The following is an 11,245-nucleotide window of genomic DNA, read 5'->3' on the forward strand; positions in this document are numbered from 1 at the left end:
GTGATAACGTAGTTTAATAAACTATAAAAATGATGTATTGAGTACATTAAATTTCTTATATTATATATAAATCTGTGTATTCCAAGAATTATTTGTAGTATTATAGTTTAGGTGGAAAAATTTATATAAAAATAGCAGACTTAAGTTTATAAAATGTAAAAATGTTTACAAAACCTTAGTTAAAGGTAAATATATTCAAGATTTTGTATATAGGTATAAAATATATAGTTTGTTATTTAAAATCGTAATAATATCATTACAAATGATACTCGTTAAAATATTAGTCTGTAAAAAACTATATATACAAACATAAACACGTAAAGACAATGAAGAATCAGATTAGTGAAGGTATAATAAAAGGTGATAATAACATGACAAAAAAAGGATACGGGGAGTCTACCGGTAAAATTATTTTGATAGGCGAGCACGCAGTAACTTTTGGCCAACCTGCTATAGCTATTCCATTTAACGCCGGTAAAATTAAAGTGTTAATAGAAAGCCTTGAAAAGGGAAATTATTCAGCCATCGAAAGTGATGTTTATGATGGTCTTCTTTATGATGCGCCAGAGCATTTAAAATCAATCGTGACACGTTTTATCGACAAAACGGGTGTAGAAGAGCCATTATTAATTAAAATTCAAACTAATTTACCACCTTCAAGAGGGTTAGGATCAAGTGCAGCAATAGCTGTTGCTTTTACTAGAGCAAGTTATGATTTTCTAGGAGAAACTTTAAGTGATAAAGAACTAATTGAAGAGGCTAACTGGGCAGAAAAAATTGCTCACGGTAAACCAAGTGGTATTGATACACAAACGATTGTTTCTAATAAACCAGTATGGTTTCAAAATGGTCATGCTGAAACTTTAAAAACACTTCAATTAAACGGCTATATGGTTGTTATTGACACTGGCGTAAAAGGTTCAACAAAACAAGCAGTTGAAGATGTTCACAATTTATGTGAATCACAAGAATACATGAAACATATTGAAAATATTGGGGACTTAGTATACCAAGCAAGTCAGGCAATCGAATATCATAATTTCAAACAATTAGCCAATATTTTTAATGAATGTCAGCAAGATTTAAGAAATTTAACAGTAAGTCATGATAAAATAGAAGAGTTGTTAGAAATAGGAAAATCCCATGGTGCAATTGCAGGTAAATTGACTGGTGGTGGACGTGGCGGAAGCATGTTGTTACTAGCTGAAGATTTACATACTGCAGAAAAAATTGTAGCGGCAGTTGAAAAAGCAGGAGCTGCACATACATGGATTGAGTATTTAGGAGGTTAACCCATTGGCAAAAAGTGGCAAAGCGCGTGCACATACAAATATTGCATTGATTAAATATTGGGGAAAAGCTGACGAAAAGTTAATTATCCCTATGAATAATAGTCTATCTGTATCATTGGAAAAGTTTTATACCGAAACCGAAGTAACGTTTGACAGTGACTATCAAAATGATCAATTTATTTTAAATGGTGAAGAAGCCAATGAAAAAGAAACTAAAAAAATTCAATCTTATATGGATATTGTTAGAGAAATAGCAGGTACAAATTTACATGCTCGTATTGATAGTCATAATTTTGTTCCGACAGCTGCTGGTTTAGCATCATCTGCAAGTGCATACGCAGCACTCGCAGCAGCTTGTAATGAAGCGTTACAACTTAGATTAACAGATAAAGATTTATCTCGTTTAGCACGTCGTGGGTCTGGTTCGGCATCTCGAAGCATTTTCGGTGGTTTTGCTGAATGGGAAAAGGGTCACGATGACGAAACGTCATATGCTTACTCAGTTGATGCAAATCATTGGGAAGATGATTTATCTATGATATTTGTTGTTATAAATAATCAATCTAAAAAAGTATCCAGTCGTTCAGGTATGTCGTTGACACGTGATACATCTCGCTTTTATCAATATTGGTTAGATCACGTGGATGAGGATATAGCTGAAGTTAAGCGCGCGATGTCATCTAAAGACTTTAAACATCTTGGAGAAGTGATTGAGGCAAATGGTTTACGTATGCATGCTACAAACCTTGGTGCTCAACCGCCATTTACATATTTAGTACAAGAAAGCTATGATGCAATGGCTATTGTTCACGAATGTAGGGAAATGGGATTACCTTGTTATTTCACAATGGATGCTGGTCCAAATGTGAAAGTCCTTGTTGAAAAGAAAAATAAACAAGCAGTGATTGAACAATTTAAAAAACACTTTGATGATTCAAAAATAATTGCAAGTGATATTATCGCTACAGGCGTTGAAATAATTAAGTAAGGAATTGATAGAATGATTCAGGTCAAAGCACCCGGTAAACTTTATATAGCTGGTGAATATGCAGTTACAGAACCAGGATATAAATCTGTGTTAATTGCATTAAATCGCTTTGTTACAGCAACAATCGAACCTTCAAATCAAGTAGAAGGTACAATTCATTCAAAGACATTACATCATGAACCTGTAACATTTTATAGAGATGAAGATAGCATCGTCATTTCTGATCCACAGGCAGCTAAACAATTAAATTATGTTGTCACAGCCATAGAAGTGTTTGAACAATATGCTAAGAGTTGTGATATCCCTCTAAAACATTTTCATTTAACAATTGATAGTAACTTAGATGATGCTAATGGTAATAAGTATGGTCTTGGTTCAAGTGCCGCTGTGTTAGTGTCAGTTGTTAAGGTACTTAACGAGTTTTATGAATTAGAATTATCTAATCTTTATATTTATAAATTAGCAGTTATTTCGAATATGAAATTACAAAGTTTAAGTTCTTGTGGCGACATTGCCGTAAGTGTTTATAGTGGTTGGTTAGCATATAGTACATTCGATCATGACTGGGTTAAGCAGCAAATCGAAACGACTTCAGTAAATACGGTATTAGATAAGAATTGGCCTGGTCTTCATATCGAACCATTACAAGCGCCAGAAAATATGGAAGTATTAATAGGATGGACTGGTTCACCAGCATCTTCACCACACCTAGTTAGCGAAGTTAAAAGACTTAAATCTGATCCCGCTTTTTATGGCGAATTTTTAGATAGTTCACATCAATGTGTTGAAAATTTAATCCATGCATTTAAAACTAACAATATTAAAGGTGTACAAAAGATGATTCGTCAAAATCGTCTTATCATTCGTCAAATGGATGATCAAGCATCAGTAGATATTGAAACAGAGAAATTAAAGCATTTGTGTGACATCGCTGAGCAACATGGCGGTGCTGCTAAAACTTCAGGAGCTGGCGGTGGAGATTGTGGTATTGCCATTATTCACCAAAATGCCGACAAACAAAAGATATATGAAGAATGGACCTCTAATGGTATTAAACCATTATTATTTAAAATATATCATGGGCAATAATGATATGAACCTTTTAAAATGATTGATTTTATCGTCGTTATAACAAATAACTTGAAGATAAATATCTAATCTATTTTAGAAGGCTTTTTTATGAACAAAACGTTACATAGTTCAAAAGTAACTTGAATTTTTTGGTAAAAAGAGTAAAATAATTAAAGTTATATATACAAAGTAAGCATTACAATAATAAAAACAGATAACTATTAAAAAATAATATATAGATAGAAAGGTGGGCGATGACAATATGAAAAATAAATTTTTAATATGCGATGAATGTCAGGCAGTTAATGTTAAAACTTTGCAAAAGAAATTAGAAAAGTTAGACCCTGAAGCTGAAATAGAAATAGGTTGTCAGTCATATTGTGGTCCGGGTAGACGTAAGACTTTTGCATTCGTAAATAATCGTCCACTAGCTGCTTTAACTGAAGAGGAATTAATTGAAAAAGTTATTAAACAACTGAAAAAACCTCGAGATCCTGAAGAAGAAGAACGTTTAAGAAAACGTAATGAAGAACGTAAAAGACGTAAAGAAGAACAAGATAGAAAATTAAAAGAAAAACTTGAAAAGAAAAAAGCATTGAAATAATAGTAGAGAAGCCATCATATTAACGAATGATGGCTTCTTTCTTTATATATTAAACAAATCGTTGAATGATTCTGTCATTGTTGGATGTGTGTAGATATTATCTCTTAAAACTTGATATGGAATGTTTTGATCCATTGCTAACTTAATTAGGTTAATCATTTCTTCTGATTCTTTACCATATAATGATGCGCCTAAAATTTGATGATTTTCTTTATTAATGACTACTTTAAATAATCCTCGACTGTCATTATTAATTTTATGTCTAGGAATTTGATTGACGGGAAGTAGCTTGTCTATATAATTATAATTTGCTAATTTAGCTTGATCGCTAGTCATTCCTACTCGAGATAATGGTGGATCTATAAACATAGTATAAGGTATGAAACCTCTATTTTCTGTTGTACGATTTCCATCTCCATAAAGATGAGATTGTATAATACGATAATCATCTAATGATATATAAGTAAATTGCATACCACCTTTAACATCACCAGCTGCATAAATATGTTCTACAGATGTTTGTAGATGTTCGTTCACTGCTATTGAACCATCTTTAGTTAATTGGATATCAGTATTTTCCAATCCTAAGTCGACATTTGGTCTACGTCCTGTCGCAAGTAATACAGCATCAGATTCAAAGTTTCCTTGAGTTGTTTTAATGATTGTTTTGTCGCCATCATCAATCAATTCAGTCGTATTAACATTAGTTAAAATAGTAATATCCTTATTCTCTAAGTCATTAATAATTGCATTAACGATGTCACGGTCTTCTCTAGGCATTAATTTTGCCCCATGTTCTAAGATGGTTACTTTAGTATTTAAATTAGCAAACATAGAGGCAAATTCTAAAGCGATATAACCCCCACCAATGATTACTAAATGTTTAGGTTGATAAGATATATTTAATAAACCAGTGGAATCAAATAGATGTTTAGCATTATTGATACCTTTAATATTAGGAATATTTGCTTTAGCTCCAGTATTAACAATGATACGTGGGGCTGTAATAGTGTTAATGATGTCGTTGTTTTTATCTAATAAATGAACTTCAGTATTTGATTTAAATTGCGCTTTATAATTCAATACGCTTATATTTTCGTCGTTTGCTAAAAGTTGATAGTTTTTTTGATTTAATGCTTGTACAACTTCTTGTTTTCTTAAAAATGCATCATCAAATTTTGTACCTGCAATCCCGTCATGAACAAGTACTTTTGATGGGATACACCCTATATTAATACAAGTACCGCCATACATAGCAGATGATTGCTCTATCATTGCGACTTGTTGTCCTTGTGCTGCTGCGAATTTTGCTAATGTCTTCCCGGCTTTACCAAATCCAATAATAATTAGATCATATTTGTTCATTGATGTTGTCCTCCTGTTGTATTTGATGAACTATATCTTGGATAGTTATAGAACTATAGTAGTTTAATATATGATTTGCTTCTTGGTTTTGATGGTATGTCATTGTATCGGCAATATGTCTTGCTATGATGCAATGACTTGATTGCTTCCCTGTAAAAATACGTTTTTGATTAGGTTGTTTATCTAACACAAAGTATTGATATAAGTCAGACAGTTTAACATGTTTTGTCATATCATTAGCCTGGTAGCCACCACTTTTTCCACGAATGGTGACAATATAATCGTGATAGGTAAGAAGCGTTGCAACTCGTCGTAATTGAACAGGGTTAATGCAAGTAAGTTCTGCTAATGCTGTACTGTGATATCTTTGATGATTATGTTTTGTTAAGAAAGCGAGCACATGAATCGCAATATTAAACTCTAAGTTCATAACATCCTCCAAAATGTAACTGTTATAGTTACATTAAATAAAAAAATTAATTAATAGTCAATGGATATAAATTTGAAGAGATTAAAAGTACGATTTTTAATTAATCTTATGATTGCGTTATGAAATCTAATAATTTAAACATGACTTCTTTATTTTCCTCAGGTACATCATAGTTAATAATCTCTTGAGGCGTTTGATTTAATACTGAATCAACTGCATAAGTATAGTCATTAATAACGATTTCTTTAACGTCGTAAGGCCCTGGTTCAAAATGGAATTGTAATCCAATTACATTTTGATTTAGTAGAAAGCCTTGATTGTTTAAATGCTCACTTGAAAATAATAGCTCGGCATTTTTAGGTATTTGAAACATTTCTTCATGCCAATGTAAAGCCATTAATTCTTTTGGTAAGTATGGAATAGTATCAGTTTCTAGGTAAACTTTATCCCAACCAACTTCTTTCACTGGTGATTTACTTACTGTGTAGCCAATCGCTTTTGTAATTTGTTGTGCACCATAACAAGCTCCAAACATTGGCTTATTCACTTTTAATAAGTCTCTTATAAGTTCTCTTTCTTTATAAATCCATTCATCTGTATCATTAGGACTCATAGGCCCACCTAAGATAATAAGTAAATCTGTTTCGTCTGCAGTTGGTAATACACCGTTATAAAAATAGGGATGATAGATATATAAGTCATGGTTATTTTCTTTTGCCCAATCACCAATAGCTCCTACACCTTCATTTGGTGTATGTTGTAAAACATTAATTCTCATTTAATCAACTCCTTCTCATAGTTACTTTATAATATCAAATATTACTATATGAATGATACGTTTAATTTTAGGGTAAACATAAAGCATTAAAATACAATTCGCTGAAGGAGAGATGAATAGAATGGCTCAAGAAGTAACATTAGGTAAATCAGATGTTAAAGTATTTCCAATTGCACTAGGTACTAATGCAGTAGGTGGACATAATCTTTATCCAAATTTAGATGAAGAACAAGGTAAAGAAGTTGTTAGACAAGCGATTAATAATGGAATTACCTTACTAGATACAGCATTTATTTATGGTCCTGAACGTTCTGAAGAATTAGTTGGAGAAGTTGTGAAAGAATATCCAAGAGAACAAATCAAAATTGCTACGAAAGGTTCTCATTACTTCGATGAAAACAATGATGTACATCAAAATAATGATCCAGAGTTTATTAAACAACAAGTTGAAAACAGTTTAAAACGTCTTCAAACAGATTATATTGATTTATTTTATATTCATTTTCCAGATGATAATACGCCAAAAGATAAAGCAGTTGCAGCATTACAAGAATTAAAAGAAGAAGGAAAAATTAAAGCAATCGGTGTATCTAACTTCACATTAGATCAATTAAAAGAAGCAAATAAAGATGGTTTAGTAGATGTTGTTCAATTAGAATATAATTTATTGCATAGAGAAAATGAAGAAGTGATGGCATACGCTGCTGATAATCAAATTACATTCGTGCCATATTTCCCATTAGCGTCTGGAATTCTAGCGGGTAAATATGATGAAGATACAACATTTGAAGATCATCGTGCGACAAGAAGAGACTTTAAACCTGAGGTATTTAAAGATAATGTACGTCGAGTAAAACAGCTTACAGATATTGCTGAAGCTCATGATACAACTATAGCTAATGTAGTGTTAGCATTTTATCTTACTCGTCCAGCGTTAGATGTTGTTATTCCAGGTGCGAAACGTGCTGAACAAGTGGTAGAAAATATTGAAGCGGCTAACGTAAAATTATCACAAGACGAAATTGATAAAATCGATTCTCTATTTCCAATTAACAAATAAATAAACCAACCTTTTTTAAAATTAATCCCGTAAATAAGCTAAATATTGGCGATTTACGGGATATTTTAAATTTATATAATTCCAATTGATTAGATATAATAGTTAAAATTTTTTCATTCTCTGATACATATTTTTAACTTTAACGGGTAAAAAAACATATTGAATAGTTGAGCAACTTACTTAAAGAATAATAGATAAGGAGGAAAGGGTAATGATTACAGTTTTATTCGGTGGCAGTCGTCCAGAAGGAAACACAGCGCAATTAACGCAATACGCATTAGAAAATGTTGAACACCAATGGATAGACGTTACACAATATCAATTAAATCCAGTAAGAGATGTACGTCATAATGATAAGAAGATAGATTCATATCCAGATGATTATGAACAATTAATTAAAACTGTGCTAGAAAGTGATGTTGTCATTTTTGCGTCGCCAATTTATTGGTATAGTTTATCAGCATCATTAAAAGCGTTTATTGATCATTGGTCAGAAACAATGGTAGATGAAAGATATTCAGATTTTAAAGAAATAATGTCTAAAAAAGACTTTAGATTAATATTAGTAGGTGGAGACTGTCCAAAAGTGAAGTCTAAACCTTGTGTTGATCAAATGAAATATACATTAGAATTTATTGGCGGAGAACTCGCTGGTTACATTATTGGTACAGCTGAAAGACCTGGCGATATCATGAAAGACAATTACGCATTAGAAAGAGCGAGAGAATGGAATCATTTATTCAAACAATAGAATTAATGTAAATAACTTGTAGTACAATATAAGACCCTTCGCTTATGTATTAGTGAAGGGCTTTGTTATGTTTATAGTACTTCTTACAATACGAAGAATACAAAATATGAATTTTTATGAGTTGTTTTCATAGATAATTTTAAAAAATATATAAGTATATAAAATTAAATACGCTGCGTTAAATGAATACGATACATATATGATATAATGCATTTATTAATAACTTGTAATTGTTAGGGGAGACAAAAATGCATAGAGTCAGAGAAGCAACAAGTACAGATGCGATAGCGATTAGAGATGTAGCAACAAAAGCTTGGTATAATACGTATTTAAATATTTATGCTGCTAGCACAATCAATGAATTATTAGCAGCGTCATATAACGAAGAACATTTAAAGAAAAGAATGCAAGAGCAATTATTTTTAGTTGCAGAAGAAGATGAAGAAATTGTAGGTTTTGCCAATTTTATTTATGGTGAAGAATTATATTTATCAGCGCATTATGTACATCCTGAGTCTCAACATAAAGGCTATGGTACGTTGTTATTAGAAAAAGGTTTAGAGTCATTTAAAGGGAAGTATGACACGGTTTTCTTAGAAGTTGATAATCAAAATGATGAAGGTATTCATTTCTATAAAGAACAAGGGTTTGAAATTATAAGATCTTATCAACCAGAAATGTATGGGGAAGTCATGAATTTAGCATTAATGAAGAAAGTCTTTTAGTTCACAATTATTTTTATTTTAAAGAAAATTACAATGAATATATGCTATCAATGATTATGACTACTAACTAAATTTAATAGAGTTTATAGAGTAAATGTTAGGGGACATAAAAATATATGTCTCCCTTTAAAAGGAGGTATTTCATGACACAATCATCGTATGCAACGACGAAACTTGCAGAGGAAAAGGTATTCAAAGACCCTATACATAGGTATATACATGTTAAAGATCAATTGATTTGGGATTTAGTGAAGACAAGGGAATTTCAAAGATTACGTAGAATTAAGCAACTTGGCACATTATATCTTTCCTTTCATACAGCTGAACATAGTCGATTCGGGCATTCTCTAGGTGTTTATGAAATAGTGCGTCGTATGATAGATGAGACGTTTGAAGGTCGCGATGCATGGAATAATGAAGACCGTCCTCTTGCCTTGTGTGCTGCGTTGTTACATGATTTAGGTCATGGACCGTTTTCACATAGCTTTGAAAAGATTTTTAATACAGATCATGAGGCATTTACTCAGGAAATTATTACTGGAAATACAGAAGTAAATGAAGTATTGAGTCGTGTTTCAGCTACATTTCCACAACAAGTAGCTGATGTAATTAATAAGACTCACGATAATAAGTTAGTAATATCTATGATTTCATCACAAATTGATGCAGACCGAATGGATTATCTACAACGTGACGCTTACTTTACTGGAGTATCATATGGTGCTTTTGATATGGAACGTATTTTACGTTTGATGAGACCTTCTAAAGATGAAGTTTTAATTAAAGAAAGTGGTATGCATGCAGTTGAAAATTTCATCATGAGTCGTTATCAAATGTATTGGCAAATATATTTCCATCCTGTCAGCAGAGGCGGAGAGGTATTATTAAATAACTGTCTGAAAAGAGCTAAACAACTATATAATGAAGGGTATCAATTTAAGAAATCACCTGAAGATTTTATACCATTTTTCGAAGGGACAATGACAATTCAACAATATGTTGATTTAGACGAAGCAGTTGTTATCTATTATTTGAAAAAATGGGTTGATGAAGATGATAAGATTTTAAGTGATTTATCACGTCGTTTTATTAATCGTGATTTATTTAAATATATTCCGTTTGACGGCTCAATAATAACAATTTCAGAACTTCAAGAGTTATTTGAAGCGGGAGGAATTAATCCTAATTATTACTTTGTGAGCGAGTCATTTTCAGACTTACCTTATGATTATGATCGACCAGGTTCTAATCGTAAACCCATTCACTTACTAAGAAGAGATGGTTCAATTAGAGAAATTAGTAATCAATCATTAGTCATTAATAGTATTACAGGAATTAATAGAGAAGATTATAAATTATATTATCCAAAAGAATTGATTTTAAATATTAAGGATGAAGAGATAAAAGGTTCTATTATTAATCTTTTAAATGAATTAAATTAATCAATCGATTGATAGAAATTGTTTGCTCATTTAATATAGAATTCAGTTGGAAATTGTCAGAGGAGGTGGCCTACGTGTCAGAAAAGAAAGGTTTTAATTTTAATATTATTAAAAATGATCCCTTAGATGGACATAAAGGTACCAATATTGGTTCAATTACTTTAGATAATATTGCGCCAGTATTTATAGATGTTGCAAATCAAGAAGCTTTTATTGATATTGGTGGCATGCATGCACGTGCTAAAGTTGAAAAAGGTGTTAAATGGATTACCGACAAATCAGAAGTAGAAGGCGAAGAAGCAAAAGAATATTGGCTTTGTTGGGTTACTACTGAAAGAGGAGAACATGGCCCATATTACGCTGGTGTAACAGGATGCTATTTACTAGTAAATAAAAGCATTCGTCGTGGTTATAAAAGTATGCCTGAACATGTAAATATGATGGATAAATCTATGAAACATCAAATTATTATCGATCATATTGGTAAAGAGAATAAAAAAGTACTTAAAGACTTTTTACAAAATCATAATGAAGATATGTGGAATAACTCAAGCAAAGAATTATTTGACGCATTTGAATAAATAATTAATAAACCAACAACTTTCAAAATCATCCTTTGATGATGTGTAGTTGTTGGTTTATTTTTATATTATAAATTGAGTTGTTCAACCATACATTTAGTTATTTGTTGGTAGATAGTTTGGATATTTTGATGATACTTTTTGGCGATTTCTTTGAT

The 11,245-nt window shown here is 31.5% G+C and carries 12 protein-coding genes; 9 read left to right on the plus strand and 3 right to left on the minus strand.

What is annotated here, in order from left to right:
* Positions 1–371 precede the first annotated feature (371 nt).
* From mvk to CD121_RS04010, 4 genes are all read left to right on the plus strand, one after another.
* Positions 372–1,292: a mevalonate kinase gene (mvk, locus tag CD121_RS03995; RefSeq protein ID WP_017636378.1), complete on the plus strand. Its 921-nt coding sequence runs from the start codon at positions 372–374 to the stop codon at positions 1,290–1,292.
* Between the two features lie 4 nt (positions 1,293–1,296).
* Positions 1,297–2,280 (plus strand): diphosphomevalonate decarboxylase, encoded by a 984-nt coding sequence (gene mvaD, locus CD121_RS04000; protein WP_126567488.1) that lies wholly within the window; start codon positions 1,297–1,299, stop codon positions 2,278–2,280.
* Positions 2,281–2,292: 12 nt separating this feature from the next.
* Positions 2,293–3,369, plus strand: coding sequence for a phosphomevalonate kinase (locus CD121_RS04005; RefSeq protein WP_046466395.1), 1,077 nt, complete (start codon positions 2,293–2,295; stop codon positions 3,367–3,369).
* A 244-nt stretch (positions 3,370–3,613) separates the two neighbouring features.
* Entirely contained in the window at positions 3,614–3,955 is a 342-nt protein-coding gene (locus CD121_RS04010; protein WP_126567489.1) for a YuzB family protein, read from the plus strand.
* A gap of 42 nt (positions 3,956–3,997) precedes the next feature.
* Here CD121_RS04010 and merA read toward each other — a convergent pair whose 3' ends face one another.
* The 3 genes from merA to CD121_RS04025 form a co-directional block, all read right to left on the minus strand.
* Positions 3,998–5,320 carry a hypothiocyanous acid reductase MerA gene (gene merA, locus CD121_RS04015; RefSeq protein ID WP_126567490.1) on the minus strand — a complete coding sequence of 441 codons (1,323 nt, stop codon included), beginning with the start codon at positions 5,318–5,320 and terminating at the stop codon, positions 3,998–4,000.
* Positions 5,307–5,750: a redox-sensitive transcriptional regulator HypR gene (gene hypR / locus CD121_RS04020; protein WP_017636373.1), complete on the minus strand. Its 444-nt coding sequence runs from the start codon at positions 5,748–5,750 to the stop codon at positions 5,307–5,309. Before hypR ends, merA begins: the two co-directional genes overlap by 14 nt.
* A gap of 106 nt (positions 5,751–5,856) precedes the next feature.
* A complete protein-coding gene (locus CD121_RS04025; protein WP_029056385.1) occupies positions 5,857–6,528 on the minus strand; it encodes a type 1 glutamine amidotransferase in 672 nt (223 codons plus the stop codon).
* A 121-nt stretch (positions 6,529–6,649) separates the two neighbouring features.
* On the opposite strand from CD121_RS04025, the gene CD121_RS04030 reads away from it, so the two are divergent.
* The 5 genes from CD121_RS04030 (at position 6,650) to CD121_RS04050 (ending at position 11,087) form a co-directional block, all read left to right on the plus strand.
* Positions 6,650–7,588: an aldo/keto reductase gene (locus CD121_RS04030; RefSeq protein WP_029056386.1), complete on the plus strand. Its 939-nt coding sequence runs from the start codon at positions 6,650–6,652 to the stop codon at positions 7,586–7,588.
* 211 nt (positions 7,589–7,799) lie between these two features.
* On the plus strand, positions 7,800–8,339 hold the full coding sequence (locus CD121_RS04035; RefSeq protein ID WP_017636370.1) for a flavodoxin family protein: 540 nt from the start codon (positions 7,800–7,802) through the stop codon (positions 8,337–8,339).
* Between the two features lie 248 nt (positions 8,340–8,587).
* A complete protein-coding gene (locus CD121_RS04040) occupies positions 8,588–9,064 on the plus strand; it encodes a GNAT family N-acetyltransferase (RefSeq protein WP_017636369.1) in 477 nt (158 codons plus the stop codon).
* A 143-nt stretch (positions 9,065–9,207) separates the two neighbouring features.
* Positions 9,208–10,506 carry an HD domain-containing protein gene (locus tag CD121_RS04045; protein ID WP_046466400.1) on the plus strand — a complete coding sequence of 433 codons (1,299 nt, stop codon included), beginning with the start codon at positions 9,208–9,210 and terminating at the stop codon, positions 10,504–10,506.
* 74 nt (positions 10,507–10,580) lie between these two features.
* Positions 10,581–11,087, plus strand: a complete 507-nt coding sequence (locus CD121_RS04050) for a YwhD family protein (RefSeq protein ID WP_017636367.1) — start codon at positions 10,581–10,583, stop codon at positions 11,085–11,087.
* Positions 11,088–11,245: the final 158 nt, after the last annotated feature.

Source organism: Staphylococcus pasteuri (assembly GCF_003970495.1).
Lineage (GTDB): Bacteria > Bacillota > Bacilli > Staphylococcales > Staphylococcaceae > Staphylococcus > Staphylococcus pasteuri.